Source organism: Pseudomonas sp. IT-P171, from assembly GCF_949767765.1.
Classification (GTDB): Bacteria; Pseudomonadota; Gammaproteobacteria; order Pseudomonadales; family Pseudomonadaceae; genus Aquipseudomonas; species Aquipseudomonas fluorescens_B.
The window spans coordinates 78,835-93,032 of record NZ_CATKQN010000011.1 but is presented as its reverse complement, the minus strand read 5'-3'; the positions used below and the strand labels follow the sequence as shown (position 1 = coordinate 93,032).

General features: G+C 60.2%; 11 protein-coding genes. 7 read left to right on the top strand and 4 right to left on the bottom strand.

The features are described 5' to 3' along the window. Positions 1-11: 11 nt before the first annotated feature. The 3 genes from ACM6I5_RS08925 (at position 12) to cobM (ending at position 1,956) form a co-directional block, all read left to right on the top strand. Complete coding sequence (locus tag ACM6I5_RS08925; RefSeq protein ID WP_017339166.1) at positions 12-716, top strand: CbtA family protein; 705 nt, start codon at positions 12-14, stop codon at positions 714-716. Beyond that, positions 713-1,126, top strand: a complete 414-nt coding sequence (locus ACM6I5_RS08920) for a cobalamin biosynthesis protein (protein ID WP_017339167.1) — start codon at positions 713-715, stop codon at positions 1,124-1,126. Before ACM6I5_RS08925 ends, ACM6I5_RS08920 begins: the two co-directional genes overlap by 4 nt. 83 nt (positions 1,127-1,209) lie before the next feature. After that, on the top strand, positions 1,210-1,956 hold the full coding sequence (cobM, locus tag ACM6I5_RS08915; protein WP_414883621.1) for a precorrin-4 C(11)-methyltransferase: 747 nt from the start codon (positions 1,210-1,212) through the stop codon (positions 1,954-1,956). 201 nt (positions 1,957-2,157) lie between these two features. On the opposite strand, the gene nfuA is transcribed toward cobM, so the two are convergent. The 3 genes from nfuA to ACM6I5_RS08900 form a co-directional block, all read right to left on the bottom strand. Next, entirely contained in the window at positions 2,158-2,742 is a 585-nt protein-coding gene (nfuA, locus tag ACM6I5_RS08910; RefSeq protein ID WP_017339169.1) for a Fe-S biogenesis protein NfuA, read from the bottom strand. 57 nt (positions 2,743-2,799) lie between these two features. Continuing rightward, positions 2,800-3,834 carry an acyltransferase family protein gene (locus ACM6I5_RS08905; protein ID WP_414883620.1) on the bottom strand — a complete coding sequence of 345 codons (1,035 nt, stop codon included), beginning with the start codon at positions 3,832-3,834 and terminating at the stop codon, positions 2,800-2,802. A gap of 94 nt (positions 3,835-3,928) precedes the next feature. Continuing rightward, entirely contained in the window at positions 3,929-6,226 is a 2,298-nt protein-coding gene (locus ACM6I5_RS08900) for a fatty acid cis/trans isomerase (protein ID WP_414883619.1), read from the bottom strand. A gap of 156 nt (positions 6,227-6,382) precedes the next feature. Between ACM6I5_RS08900 and metH the strand changes: the two genes are divergently transcribed. Both metH and ACM6I5_RS08890 read left to right on the top strand, forming a co-directional pair. Beyond that, positions 6,383-10,093 (top strand): methionine synthase, encoded by a 3,711-nt coding sequence (metH, locus tag ACM6I5_RS08895; protein WP_414883618.1) that lies wholly within the window; start codon positions 6,383-6,385, stop codon positions 10,091-10,093. Between the two features lie 114 nt (positions 10,094-10,207). Continuing rightward, complete coding sequence (locus ACM6I5_RS08890) at positions 10,208-10,426, top strand: DUF2970 domain-containing protein (protein WP_017339173.1); 219 nt, start codon at positions 10,208-10,210, stop codon at positions 10,424-10,426. On the opposite strand, the gene ACM6I5_RS08885 is transcribed toward ACM6I5_RS08890, so the two are convergent. After that, the gene (locus tag ACM6I5_RS08885) at positions 10,423-11,496 is read right to left on the bottom strand and encodes an ABC transporter substrate-binding protein (protein ID WP_414883617.1); all 1,074 of its coding nucleotides are present in this window, start codon (positions 11,494-11,496) and stop codon (positions 10,423-10,425) included. The two genes, ACM6I5_RS08890 and ACM6I5_RS08885, sit on opposite strands and share 4 nt — an antisense overlap. Before the next feature lie 524 nt (positions 11,497-12,020). On the opposite strand from ACM6I5_RS08885, the gene ACM6I5_RS08880 reads away from it, so the two are divergent. Together ACM6I5_RS08880 and ACM6I5_RS08875 are read left to right on the top strand one after the other, a co-directional pair. Beyond that, positions 12,021-13,679 (top strand): nitrite/sulfite reductase, encoded by a 1,659-nt coding sequence (locus ACM6I5_RS08880; RefSeq protein WP_414879771.1) that lies wholly within the window; start codon positions 12,021-12,023, stop codon positions 13,677-13,679. Then, positions 13,663-14,157, top strand: coding sequence for a DUF934 domain-containing protein (locus ACM6I5_RS08875; protein ID WP_017339176.1), 495 nt, complete (start codon positions 13,663-13,665; stop codon positions 14,155-14,157). Before ACM6I5_RS08880 ends, ACM6I5_RS08875 begins: the two co-directional genes overlap by 17 nt. The last annotated feature ends 41 nt before the right edge of the window (positions 14,158-14,198 follow it).

The window sequence follows — 14,198 nt, the reverse complement described above, 5'->3', positions numbered from 1 at the left end:
GACCTGTCGACATGATCAAGCGTATCGCGCAAACCGCAGGCTTCACCGGGCTGCTGGCCGCCCTGTTGCTGACCCTGCTGCAAAGCTTCTGGGTCGCACCGCTGATTTTGCAGGCCGAGACTTACGAACAATCCGAGCCGGCCGCTGTTGAAGTTCATGAGCACGCCGCTGGCACCGCCGCTCACGCCCACGATGCCGAAGCCTGGGAACCGGAAGACGGCTGGCAGCGCGTGCTGTCGACGACCGGCGGCAACCTGGTGGTAGCCGTAGGTTTCGCCCTGATGCTCGCCGGCCTCTACACCTTGCGTGCGCCGACCAAAACCTCCCAGGGCCTGCTCTGGGGCCTGGCCGGTTACGCGACGTTTGTACTGGCGCCGACACTCGGCCTGCCACCGGAACTGCCGGGCACTGCCGCGGCGGACCTGGCACAACGGCAAATCTGGTGGATCGGCACGGCAGCGTCGACCGCCGTCGGCATCGCGCTGATCGTGTTCAGCCGTCACTGGCTGATGAAGGTACTGGGCGTGGCGATTCTCGCCGTTCCCCACGTCATTGGCGCCCCGCAACCGGAAGTGCACTCGATGCTCGCGCCGGAAGCCCTGGAAGCCCAGTTCAAAATCGCTTCGCAGCTGACCAACGTGGCGTTCTGGCTGGCCCTGGGCCTGATCAGTGCCTGGTTGTTCCGCCGCAAAAGCGATGGCCAATACCACGCATGACGCAGACCAGCACAGCGCCGACTTTAGTGGTCGGCCTGGGCTGCCAGCGCGGCTGCCCTGTCAGCACGCTGCGGGCGTTACTCGATCAGGCGTTACAGGCGCATCAAATCGGACTTCACCAGATCAAGGCCCTGGCCAGCATCGACCTGAAGCGCGACGAACCTGGCCTGATCGAGCTCGCCGCACAACTCGCGCTGCCCTTGATGTATTTCAGCAGTGAGCAACTGGCCGGTTATCAACCACAACTCAGCCACCGCTCGGACATCGCTTTTGAGCGCACTGGCTGCTATGGCGTAGCCGAAAGCGCCGCCCTCGCCCTCGCTGAACAACTGGCTCAGGCACCGGCAAAACTGCTGATCTCGCGACAAAAATACGCCCAGGCCACCCTGGCATTGGCGTGCGCCGCGTAAAATCCTCGATAATCCCCGCCTTCGATCATGAGCAATCTTCATCTGAAGCCTTGCCCAGGCCCTTTTTCTGACAGGAAACGACGATGACCGTCTACTTCATTGGCGCAGGTCCCGGCGACCCGGAACTGATCACCGTCAAAGGCCAGAGGCTGATCCGCAGTTGCCCGGTGATCATCTACGCCGGCTCCCTGGTGCCTGCCGCCGTACTGGAAGGCCATAATGCCGAACAGGTGGTCAACAGCGCCGAACTGCACCTGGAACAGATCATCGAACTGATCAAGACTGCCCATGCCAATGGCCAGGATGTGGCGCGTGTGCATTCTGGCGACCCAAGCCTTTATGGCGCGATCGGCGAACAGATTCGCTACCTGCGTGAGCTCGATATTCCGTTTGAAATCATTCCTGGTGTCACGGCCACGGCGGCCTGTGCAGCGCTTTTGAGTGCGGAGCTAACGTTGCCGGACGTGTCACAGAGCGTGATTCTGACTCGCTACGCCGACAAGACGGCGATGCCCGCAGGTGAAGAGCTCGGCAGTCTGGCGCAACATGGGGCGACCATGGCGATCCATCTTGGGGTCAATCATCTGGAGAAAATCCTGGTTGAATTGCTGCCGCATTACGGCGCTGACTGTCCGATTGCGGTAATTCACCGGGCGACCTGGCCGGACCAGGACTGGGTGGTGGGGACGATTGCGGACATTGCCGGGAAGGTTGAGGCGAAGGGGTTTCGGCGTACAGCGCTGATTCTGGTGGGCCGGGTGTTGGGTAGCGATCACTTCAGTGAGTCATCGCTTTACCGGGCCGGACATGCACATCTCTATAGACCTTGAGCCAAACCAAACCCTGTGGCGAGGGGATTTATCCCCGTTGGGACGCGAAGCGCCCCCATCATCCTTTCAGACACACCCCGCAAGCTGGTTTGGCGGCGGCTTCGCCACCGAACGGGGATAAATCCCCTCGCCACAGGTAACCGATCACCCATAAAAAACGGCGCTCACGGGGCGCCGTTTTTTATGTTTGCAGCGAACACCTTAGTAGTAGGCGTTTTCTTTCTGCGTATGGTCGGTCACGTCACGCACACCCTTGAGCTCGGGAACGCGCTCGAGCAAGGTGCGCTCGATGCCTTCGCGAAGGGTGACGTCTGCCTGGCCGCAGCCCTGACAACCGCCGCCGAACTTCAACACGGCGATGCCGTCGTCGACCACATCGATCAGGCTGACCTGACCGCCGTGACTGGCGAGCCCCGGGTTGATCTCGGTTTGCAGGTAATAGTTGATGCGCTCGTTGACCGGGCTGTCGGCATTGACCATCGGGACTTTGGCGTTTGGCGCCTTGATGGTCAGCTGGCCGCCCATGCGGTCGGTGGCGTAGTCGACCACCGCATCGTCCAGGAAAGCTTCGCTGAACGAGTCGATGTAAGCGGTGAAGCTTTTCAGCCCCAGCGCAGTGTCTTCGGGTTTTTCTTCGCCCGGCTTGCAGTAGGCAATGCAGGTCTCGGCGTACTGGGTGCCAGGCTGTGTGATAAAGACGCGGATGCCGATGCCCGGGGTGTTCTGCTTGGAGAGCAGATCAGCCAGGTAATCGTGTGCGGCGTCGGTGATGGTAATAGCGGTCATGGAAACTCCTCGCAGGCTTGGGCGCAGTTTACGCCAATCATCGCGCCGTACAAAGTCCTAGTATTTTTGTCGGGAAAGCGCCAGTTCGCCCCGATCAGACGTTTCGCCGTCAATCCTCGCTTTAAGCCACCGATAGCTGCTTTTTTCCACCCATTCGTAACTTGCCCACGACGCCAGGCCAATGGTCGCGACGCAAACGGCGAACATCACGTAGGGGTTTACGCCATAACGCTGTGCGACAAATCCTCCGGCAGACAGCACCAACACGTGCATCAGGTACACCGAGTAGGAACAATCGCCGAGCAGTTTGAACACCCGACTGTTCTCGAAAAAGCGCTCCAGCGCCATGCACGCCATCACCAGCAATGCGCTCGGCAGGCCCCAGGCAAAAAACCGCGGCTGCGGCGCCAGGTAATAAATCGCCAGCAGCGCAGCGCCGATCCCCAGCAATGGCAGCCATAGCGCGGGCTTGATCCAGCCACGGCGGTAGATCATGCCGATGGCAATCCCCAGCAGAAACTCATAAACGATGTCCGAGCGGTAAAACTCGCTGATCCAGCCATAGCCAGTCCACGCCTGACACACCGCAAACAGCAGCGCCGCGACGATCAGCAACCGTGCCTGCAAACGGAACAGCAACGCCCAGGCAAACAGCAGGTAGAAGAGCATTTCGTAGTTAAGGGTCCAGCCGACATTGAGCGTCGGATATATCCCGTATCCGCCGGGATTTTCCGTAGGAATGAACAGCAACGACAGAAGGAAATGCGACCAGTCGACCGTCTGATCCGGTAGCACCGGTCGTGCGAATACCACGACCAGCGCCATCAGCACCGTGTACAGCCAATACGCCGGCACGATGCGAAACAGCCGATACAGCAGAAACCGCCCCGGCGGCAGCGACTTGCCCTCGGTGGAGAGGAATATCACCAGGCCACTGATAACGAAGAAGACATCGACGCCCACCGCGCCCTTGTCGATGAACATCTGACCGATCGGACCACGGGCCTTGAAGTCGAAGAAAATCTGCATGAAATGGTGACAAACCACCGTCCAGGCCGCGAGCGCGCGCAGTGCCTGTACTGAAATCAACATTGACCGCCCTCCCGTTCCGTCACGCCATCCACCGCTCCCACAGGGTTTCTACGGCGCCTTCAGATTGGGACATCAGGCATCTGTCAAAAGTCGATCAAAGATTCTCGTAGCGGTTCATGTCCAGCACGCCCTCTTCCACCGGGTCGGTTTCGTGGACGTACTTGCTCAAGTCATGGAAGTAAAACCAGAACTGCGGATGGCTGCGGCGAATTCCCCAGCGCTCGACGATTTTCTCGAAACGGTTGGCGTCTTTGGCGTTTTCCATCGCCTCTACAAACGCTGGCACTTGCTCGGCCGGAATATTGAACATGAAGTTCGGGTAACTGCTGAGTACGCCGGGGAAAATGGTGAGCGTGTCGAGCCCCGGTTGATACCGCAGCGATTCCCCCAACAGGAACGCCACATTGCTGTGCGCGCGGTTGCGCAACAGGCTGTAGACCTCGCGCTTGCCGCTCCTGGACTCGATACGCAACATCGTTGCTTCCGGCAGTTGATCGATGACCTTCAGGCCCGCTGCCGGACGCGACGCCAGGCGACTCAAGGCCTGCTCGGCGCTCTGTAACGCCGGGTCAATGTTCGGTCGCGAGCAATACGCGCCGTCGCAGCGGTTGATCGGATCGGGCTGGGCGTTGAGCTCGCCATAGCGAGCCAGCAACTGCATCGCAAAGTCGCGCTTCGGGTCTTTCTCGTCGAGTTTCAGCGCCGTCGGCTTGTCGTTGTCGATGGCTTCATAGTCCAGCCACATCTTGAATTTGCCGCCGCTCTGGTACCAGTCGTCGAGAAAGTCGTCCCGGGAATCGGCGGGCATCAGGCGCAGGAAATTCTGCTCGGCGCCGTTGCGGATCAGGTCGAAATACAGGCGGGTCTGTGCTTGATGGGAGACGTTGCCGAACACGTCGAAGTTGACCGCCAACTGATAATACGTGCGCTCCAACAGTGGGAAATCGAACAACCACATGGTTTGCGGCACGTCACCGATCAGGCCCTTGTTCACCGATGCGCTGTCGAAATGACGGAAGATGGTCAGCAGCGCGTTGTCGTTGCCAGCCCACAAGGTCGACCAGCTCGGCGCCGGCGCATCGGCGTAGCTGTCGCGACGCAGCGCCTCGTACTCGTTGCGCTTGTCGCGGTAGTCATGCCACAGGCTCAGGACACTGCCGACGTCGTCGTTCTGCCCCGGCATCGCCAGCAATGGCGTGGCTTGCCCGCGGTAGTTCGGGTCGGTGATGTAGAGATCGTGTTCCGGCGCCTGGAACAGCGCCCAGAAGTTATCGCGAATCACATCGGTGGCAATCTGGCCGCGGCACACAGGCCCGCGGATAAACGTGCGCACGAAGTACTCGGCGTTATCGAGCATGAACTGATAACGCGCCTGCGCCGGTATCGCTTCGAACGTGGTGAACGGGTTGGCCCGGCGCTCCGGCCCGTAACCCGGCAAGGCGTAGACCTGCCAGTTGCCGCTGTAGAACAGGCTTTTGATCCGCGCCATCTTCGCCGCGCTCAGCGGATAAGTGATGTGGGTCTTCTGCACGATCACGCCCTGCACCGACCGCAAGCGGTAATACACCTGCGTGCCCGGATCGTCATTCGGGCGGCGCGTGTTGATCAGGTCAATCGGCTGGCCGGTCGGCGTGCGCGAACGTACCCACTGAAAGAAATGCCCCGGCTCGCCGTCCTTGAAGTAAAGGTGGGCGAGGAACCAGTGTTCGAACAACCAGCGTCCCACCAGGCTCTGGCGGGCGCCCGGCGAGTTGAGTAGGTTTTCCCATTGCACCACCTGCAAGGCTTCTTTCGTCGACGGCACCAAGCCTTGCTCATCGATCGGCGCGCCCGAGGCCAGCCAGCGTTGCAGGGTCTGGTACTGCTGATCGGTCAAGCCAGTGACCGCCAGCGGCATGCCTTCCTTCGGATGAGCGCTGACGTAACCGCCGAATTCGGCCGGCATCGCGCATATGTTTTCCCGGTTCAGACCCAGGACGATGTCTTCCGGCAATTTGGCGTTGGGCGTCAGAGGCGTCTTGTGACCCAATTCCAGCATGCGCGCCATCAATGCGGCCTGGCTGCCCTGGGCGTCGAGCACCGGGTAGAAGCCTTTTTGCTGCCAGGCGTGTTGGCCGAACGCGTCATAAAACAACCGGGTCGGTGCGGCAGCCTGGCTGCGTTCGCCGTCGTAGACCGAGACTTTCGACGCGCCGCGCGCAGCACCTTCGCCACTGCCCAGATTGAGCTGACAGGGGGCGTCATTGCAGGCATGGCAGGCCACGCACTTTTCGGTGAAGATCGGTTGGATGTCGCGACTGTAGGAAATGGCAGCAGAAATTGCCGGATCCTGCGCCATGGCGCCCCAGCTTAAAACCAGCAATACACTGCTGATGACGACGCGATACGACATGTCTCTGTTCCCGATCCTTGAAAAAACGCCGCGATTCTACCGAGACAGCGCCCACACCAACATGAACGATATTCATGCAAAAACCGAACATGCTCTAAAAGCGCACAGGTTTGCTATGATTCCGGCCCTTCGTCATGGCCTTTCCGAGTAGTCCAAATGTCCGATCGCAGTATTCGCCTTCAAGCTCTCAAGCACGCCCTTAAAGAGCGCATCCTGATTCTCGATGGCGGTATGGGCACGATGATCCAGAGCTACAAGCTCGAGGAGCAGGATTACCGTGGCAAACGCTTTGCCGACTGGCCGAGCGATGTCAAAGGCAACAACGACCTGTTGGTGCTGACGCGCCCGGACGTGATCGGTGGTATCGAGAAAGCCTACCTGGATGCCGGCGCGGACATTCTGGAAACCAACACCTTCAACGCCACCCGGATTTCCATGGCCGATTACGGCATGGAAGAACTGGCCTACGAACTGAACGTAGAAGGCGCTCGCCTGGCGCGCAAGATCGCCGATGCGAAAACCCTCGAGAACCCGGACAAGCCGCGCTTCGTCGCTGGCGTGCTCGGCCCGACCAGCCGCACCTGCTCGCTGTCGCCAGACGTGAACAACCCCGGTTACCGCAACGTGACCTTCGATGAGCTGGTGGAGAACTACACCGAGGCCACCAAAGGCCTGATCGAAGGCGGCGCCGACCTGATCCTGATCGAAACCATCTTCGACACCCTGAACGCCAAAGCCGCGATCTTCGCCGTGCAAGGGGTGTTCGAAGCGTTGGGCGTTGAACTGCCGATCATGATCTCCGGCACCATCACCGACGCTTCCGGCCGCACCCTGTCGGGCCAGACCACCGAAGCCTTCTGGAACTCCGTGGCCCACGCCAAACCGATTTCCGTCGGCCTGAACTGCGCACTCGGCGCCAGCGAACTGCGCCCGTACCTCGAAGAGCTGTCGAACAAGGCCGGCACCCACGTCTCCGCGCACCCGAACGCCGGCCTGCCTAACGAATTCGGCGAGTACGACGAACTGCCGTCGCAAACGGCCAAGGTCATCGAAGAATTCGCCCAAAGCGGCTTCCTCAACATCGTCGGCGGCTGCTGCGGCACCACGCCGGGCCACATCGAAGCCATCGCCAAAGCCGTCGCCGGTTATGCACCGCGTGAAATCCCGGACATTCCGAAGGCCTGCCGCCTCTCGGGCCTGGAGCCGTTCACCATCGATCGCAGCTCGTTGTTCGTCAACGTTGGTGAGCGCACCAACATCACCGGCTCGGCCAAGTTCGCCCGACTGATCCGTGAAGACAACTACACCGAAGCCCTGGAAGTCGCCCTGCAGCAGGTTGAAGCCGGCGCGCAGATCATCGACATCAACATGGACGAGGGGATGCTCGATTCGAAGAAGGCCATGGTGACCTTCCTCAATCTGATTGCCGGTGAACCGGACATTTCCCGCGTGCCGATCATGATCGACTCCTCGAAGTGGGAAGTGATCGAAGCCGGCCTGAAGTGCATCCAGGGCAAGGGCATCGTCAACTCGATCAGCATGAAGGAAGGCGTCGAGCAGTTCATTCATCACGCCAAACTGTGCAAGCGCTACGGCGCCGCCGTGGTCGTAATGGCCTTCGACGAAGCCGGCCAGGCCGACACCGAAGCGCGCAAGAAAGAGATCTGCAAACGCTCCTACGACATTCTGGTCAACGAAGTCGGCTTCCCGCCGGAAGACATCATCTTCGACCCGAACATCTTCGCCGTGGCCACCGGTATCGAAGAACACAACAACTACGCCGTGGACTTCATCAACGCCTGTGCCTACATCCGCGACGAACTGCCGTATGCGCTGACCTCGGGTGGCGTGTCCAACGTGTCCTTCTCGTTCCGTGGCAACAACCCGGTGCGTGAGGCGATCCACTCGGTGTTCCTGCTGTATGCGATCCGCAACGGCCTGACCATGGGCATCGTCAACGCCGGCCAGCTGGAGATCTACGACCAGATCCCGGTGGAACTGCGCGACGCCGTCGAAGACGTGATCCTCAACCGCACCCCGGAAGGCACCGACGCCCTCCTCGCCATCGCCGACAAGTACAAGGGCGACGGCAGCGTCAAGGAAGCCGAGACCGAAGAGTGGCGCGGCTGGGACGTCAACAAGCGTCTGGAGCACGCACTGGTCAAGGGCATCACCACGCACATCGTCGAAGACACCGAAGAATCGCGCCAGTCGTTCGCGCGCCCGATCGAGGTAATCGAAGGCCCGCTGATGTCCGGCATGAACATCGTCGGTGACCTGTTCGGCGCCGGCAAAATGTTCCTGCCGCAGGTGGTGAAATCCGCCCGTGTGATGAAGCAGGCCGTGGCCCACTTGATCCCGTTCATCGAACTGGAAAAAGGCGACAAGCCGGAAGCCAAGGGCAAGATCCTCATGGCCACGGTGAAAGGCGACGTGCACGACATCGGCAAGAACATCGTGGGCGTGGTGCTGGGCTGTAACGGCTATGACATCGTCGACCTCGGCGTGATGGTGCCGGCGGAGAAGATCCTGCAAGTGGCCAAGGAGCAGAAATGCGACATCATCGGCCTGTCCGGCCTGATCACCCCTTCGCTGGATGAAATGGTCCACGTGGCCCGCGAGATGCAGCGCCAGGACTTCCACCTGCCGCTGATGATCGGCGGCGCGACCACCTCCAAGGCACACACGGCGGTGAAGATCGAGCCGAAGTACAGCAACGACGCGGTGATTTACGTCACCGACGCCTCCCGCGCCGTCGGTGTAGCGACGCAGTTGCTGTCCAAGGAATTGAAACCGGCGTTCGTCGAGAAGACCCGCCTGGAATACATCGACGTTCGCGAGCGCACCGCCAACCGCAGTGCCCGTACCGAACGCCTGAGCTATGCGGCCGCCATCGCCAAGAAGCCGCAGTTCGACTGGAGCACCTATGCGCCGGTCAAACCGACGTTCACCGGTTCCAAAGTGCTGGACAACATCGACCTGAAAGTCCTGGCCGAATACATCGACTGGACGCCGTTCTTCATCTCCTGGGACCTGGCCGGCAAGTTCCCGCGCATCCTCCAGGACGAAGTGGTCGGTGAAGCCGCTACGGCGCTGTACGCCGATGCCCAGGAAATGCTCGCCAAGCTGATCGACGAGAAACTGATCAGCGCCCGTGCGGTGTTCGGTTTCTGGCCAGCCAACCAGGTGCGTGACGACGACATCGAAGTCTACGGCGATGACGGCAAGCCCTTGGCCAAGCTGCATCACCTGCGTCAGCAGATCATCAAGACCGACGGCAAGCCGAACTTCTCCCTGGCCGACTTCGTGGCGCCGAAGGACAGTGAAATCACCGACTACGTGGGTGGCTTTATCACCACCGCTGGCATCGGCGCCGAAGAAGTGGCCAAGGCTTATCAGGACGCGGGTGACGATTACAACTCGATCATGGTCAAGGCCTTGGCCGACCGCTTGGCCGAGGCGTGCGCCGAGTGGTTGCACCAACAGGTCCGCAAGGATTATTGGGGTTACGCCAAGGACGAGACGCTCGACAACGAGGCGCTGATCAAAGAGCAATACACCGGCATCCGCCCTGCTCCCGGCTATCCGGCCTGCCCGGATCACACCGAGAAAAGCACCCTGTTCGCCTTGCTCGACCCTGAAGCCAGCGAGATGCAGGCCGGCCGCAGCGGCGTGTTCCTCACCGAGCACTACGCAATGTTCCCGGCGGCGGCGGTCAGCGGCTGGTACTTCGCTCACCCGCAGGCGCAATACTTCGCCGTGGGCAAGGTCGACAAGGATCAGGTGCAGAGCTACACCTCGCGCAAAGGCCAGGAGTTGAGCGTGACCGAACGTTGGTTGGCGCCGAACCTCGGTTACGACAACTAGGATCAGTCTCCCGGCCACAATTCCGTGGCCGGTCGAGAAACCGCTTCCACATTTGCTTTGTGCTGGCCGCGGATTGTCTATGCTTACTCTTCACACATTCGTGACGAGGGGTTTATGGACGATCCAGTCGACAACAAGCCGCCCACGCTCTGGCAGATGCTGCACAGTGTCATGGCGGCGGCGTTCGGGGTGCAGAGCGGGAAGAACCGGGCCCGGGATTTCACCCACGGCAAGCCCAGTCATTTTGTGATTCTGGGGATTCTGTTCACGACGGTGTTCGCCTTGGCGCTCTACGGCATCGTGCAGCTGGTGCTGTTGCTGGCAGGGGTTTAGCGCATCAGGGTTTGCAGGCTGAACGGATAGCGATAGGACGTCGGCCGTCCCTTGGCCGACAGGCGACGGAAGTCCACGCCGTAATCCGGCGAGTCGCCCATGGCCAGCATTCGCCTGGCGGTTGCCCTGTCGACCAGTTGCAGCAATGGAATCTGGCGATCACAGCCGCCGTACTGGCTGATGTCCACGCCCCGATCGAGGTCATGCAATTCCACCAGAGCCCAGCCACCCAGGGTGAAATGACCGCCCAACAGGACGCTCAATCGTCCATCCACTTTCGCTTTCAACGCGGCGGTAGAGGTGTTGACCGCGCTGAACAACGCGCCCTTCCCGGGTACGCCGCCGGTCTCTGAATACGCCTGCATGGCGCCAAACGCCATTTCGTCATTGGCGGACCACACCAGCGACACCTTCGGATAGCGCCGAAACAGCAATTTCGCCTGTTCATACGCACGGTCCCGAGTCCAGCCGCTGTACACCAGTTGCCGCAAACGCACCTCGGGATGCTCGGCCAACGCGCGCATCATGCCTTGCTCGCGCAGCTGCGCCGATGGCGTGATCTTCAGGCCGGAGAACGCCAGCAACTCGATCACCTCACCGGGCGCCACGGGCGGATGCTGGCGGATCAGCTCCTTGAGCATCAGGTAGCCGCCCTCTTCATCGTTGGGCACCAGGCTGCCCAGCCGATCAGGGCGCTCACCCAACAGGCTCAGTTGATTGGCCGTCAGCGACGCGTTGACCATAAACAGCTTCACCCCGCTGCCCTGAGCCAGGCGCAGGATTTGCGGGGCAACGTACTGTTCGTTGACGAACACCAGATAGTCAGGACGATCGGGGCCTTGCAACGCTTGACGGGCTTGCGCCAGCGCGAGCTCCGGCATGCGCCGGGAGTAGAGAATGCGCAGATCAATACCCAGATCCGTGGCGGCTGCCTGCATGAATTGCGAATAACTGACCCAGAAGGCTTCATCCACCTTTCCCGGATTCAGGAACAACACCGATTCCGCACGCGCAGCAGGGCCGCAAGCCGCGCCCAGCATCAGCAGGAAGGTGCAGAAAAACTTCAGCATTGATCGTCCGAGCCCCCGGAAATTCGCTGCGCATTATAGCCAGCGAACCTCCGTAAAACGGCGTTTATTCCGGTTTTTGTCCGACAATCGTCAGCGTCGGGCCCGGACGGGGTCGGTTATTGATGGCTGACCCAGAATACCGCGGTGCCTACGACCAGAATGATCAGAAACAGAATGGCCCACGCATCGACCGTACTGTCAGGCTTTGAAGCTTTGGTAGGGTTGCTCATTGCATCGCCTCTTGTCGGTTTTATCGGTGATTGCATAAAGACTCGACCACAGTAAAGACGAGGATTGCCCACACCACAAATACGGGTTTATCAATAACGGTTCTCGTTAGTCGTTTTGGTTCTTTGCATATACTCAAACATCACTTTTGCGCATAACTCCAAACTGGTATCTTGCCCCGGCTCCGTAGGGAGTGCGCGGCCGTGCGCGCAGAATTGCCGAGGCAGTATCGGAGATGTCAGCAAGCGAAAATCGCCACTGGATCCGACCGGCCCAAGCCTGAGAACAGGACTTATATGTACGTATACGACGAGTACGATCAGCGGATCATCGAGGACCGCGTCAAGCAGTTCCGTGATCAGACCCGACGCTATCTGGCAGGCGAGCTGAGCGAAGAAGAATTCCGCCCTCTGCGCTTGCAAAACGGGCTTTATATCCAGCGTTTCGCCCCGATGTTGCGGGTGGCGGTGCCTTACGGCCAGCTGACTTCGCGCCAGACGCGAATGATGGCGAAGATTGCCCGCGACTACGACAAGGGCTATGCCCACATCAGTACCCGCCAGAACGTGCAGTTCAACTGGCCGGCGCTGGAAGACATCCCGGACATCCTGGCTGAGCTGGCCACCGTGCAGATGCACGCGATCCAGACCAGCGGCAACTGCCTGCGCAACGTCACCACCGACCAGTTCGCCGGCGTCGCTGCCGATGAGCTGATCGACCCGCGCCCATGGTGCGAGATCGTTCGCCAATGGACGACATTCCACCCGGAATTCGCTTACCTGCCGCGTAAATTCAAGATCGCGATCAACGGTTCGACTTCCGACCGTGCCGCCATCGAAGTCCATGACATCGGCCTTGAGCCGGTACACAACGCCGCGGGCGAACTGGGCTTCCGTGTGCTGGTCGGCGGTGGCCTGGGCCGCACCCCGGTGGTTGGCGCGTTCATCAATGAATTCCTGCCGTGGCAAGACCTGTTGAGCTACCTCGACGCCATCCTGCGTGTGTACAACCGCTATGGCCGTCGCGACAACAAGTACAAGGCGCGGATCAAGATTCTGGTCAAGGCCCTGACGCCTGAAGTCTTCGCACAGAAAGTCGATGCCGAAATGGAACACCTTCGCGGTGGCCAGACCACGCTGACCGAAGCCGAAGTGCATCGCGTCGCCAAACACTTCGTCGACCCGGACTACAAGGCACTGGACAACCAGACCGCCGAACTCGCCGAACTCGACAAGCAACACCCGGGCTTCGCTCGCTGGCGTACCCGCAATACCCTGGCGCACAAGAAGCCGGGTTATGTGGCCGTGACCCTGTCCCTGAAGCCGACCGGCGTTGCGCCGGGCGACATCACCGACAAGCAGCTCGACGCCGTGTCCGACCTGGCCGATCGTTACAGTTTCGGTCAACTGCGCACCTCCCACGAGCAGAACATCATTCTGGCCGACGTTGAACAGAGCCAGTTGTTCGCCATGTGGGGCGAATTGCGCGAGCAAGGTTTCGCCACGCCGAACATCGGGTTGCTGACCGACATCATCTGCTGCCCTGGCGGCGATTTCTGCTCGCTGGCCAACGCCAAATCGATCCCGATCGCCGAATCGATCCAGCGCCGTTTCGACGACCTGGATTATCTGTTCGACATCGGCGAACTCGACCTGAACATCTCCGGCTGCATGAACGCCTGTGGTCACCACCACGTCGGCCACATCGGCATCCTCGGGGTGGACAAGAAAGGCGAAGAGTTCTACCAGGTATCCCTCGGCGGCAGCGCCAGCCGCGATGCGAGCCTGGGCAAGATCCTCGGCCCGTCCTTTGCCCAGGAAGCCATGCCTGACGTGATCGAAAAGCTGATCGACGTGTACATCGAACAACGTACCGAAGACGAGCGTTTCATCGACACCTACCAGCGTATTGGCATCGACCTCTTCAAGGAACGCGTCTATGCAGCGAATCATTAAGAACAACGAAGTCGTCGACGAAACCTGGCACCTGTTGCCAAAGGACTTCAACATCGACGAGATCAGCAACTGCGACGACCTGATCGTCCCGTTGCAACTGTGGCGCGAGCACAGCCGCATGCTCAAGGCCCGTGATGGCGGCCTGGGTGTATGGCTGGATGCCGATGAAGAAGCCGAAGAGATCGGTGAAGACGTCGCGAACTTCCAGGTCATCGCCTTGAACTTCCCGGCCTTCACTGATGGCCGCAACTACTCCAACGCCCGCCTGCTGCGTGACCGTTACGGTTTCAAAGGTGAACTGCGGGCGATTGGCGATGTGTTGCGCGACCAGCTGTTTTACATGCATCGCTGTGGTTTTGACGCCTTTGCGATTCGTGCCGACAAAGATCCGTACGAAGCCCTGGAAGGTCTCAAGGACTTCTCGGTGACCTATCAGGCCGCCACCGACGAACCGCTGCCGTTGTTCCGTCGCCGCTGACCACATAAAGCCCTGGTCCAATGGGATCAGGGCTTTATCGG

Coding starts and splice junctions, on each gene's coding strand:
- ACM6I5_RS08900 (WP_414883619.1), bottom strand. CDS start 6,226: ATGTCGTATCGCGTCGTCATCAGCAGTGTATTGCTGGTTTTAAGCTGG.
- ACM6I5_RS08875 (WP_017339176.1), top strand. CDS start 13,663: ATGCAGCGAATCATTAAGAACAACGAAGTCGTCGACGAAACCTGGCAC.
- ACM6I5_RS08885 (WP_414883617.1), bottom strand. CDS start 11,496: ATGCTGAAGTTTTTCTGCACCTTCCTGCTGATGCTGGGCGCGGCTTGC.
- metH (WP_414883618.1), top strand. CDS start 6,383: ATGTCCGATCGCAGTATTCGCCTTCAAGCTCTCAAGCACGCCCTTAAA.
- ACM6I5_RS08880 (WP_414879771.1), top strand. CDS start 12,021: ATGTACGTATACGACGAGTACGATCAGCGGATCATCGAGGACCGCGTC.
- cobM (WP_414883621.1), top strand. CDS start 1,210: ATGACCGTCTACTTCATTGGCGCAGGTCCCGGCGACCCGGAACTGATC.
- ACM6I5_RS08920 (WP_017339167.1), top strand. CDS start 713: ATGACGCAGACCAGCACAGCGCCGACTTTAGTGGTCGGCCTGGGCTGC.
- ACM6I5_RS08890 (WP_017339173.1), top strand. CDS start 10,208: ATGGACGATCCAGTCGACAACAAGCCGCCCACGCTCTGGCAGATGCTG.
- ACM6I5_RS08905 (WP_414883620.1), bottom strand. CDS start 3,834: ATGTTGATTTCAGTACAGGCACTGCGCGCGCTCGCGGCCTGGACGGTG.
- ACM6I5_RS08925 (WP_017339166.1), top strand. CDS start 12: ATGATCAAGCGTATCGCGCAAACCGCAGGCTTCACCGGGCTGCTGGCC.
- nfuA (WP_017339169.1), bottom strand. CDS start 2,742: ATGACCGCTATTACCATCACCGACGCCGCACACGATTACCTGGCTGAT.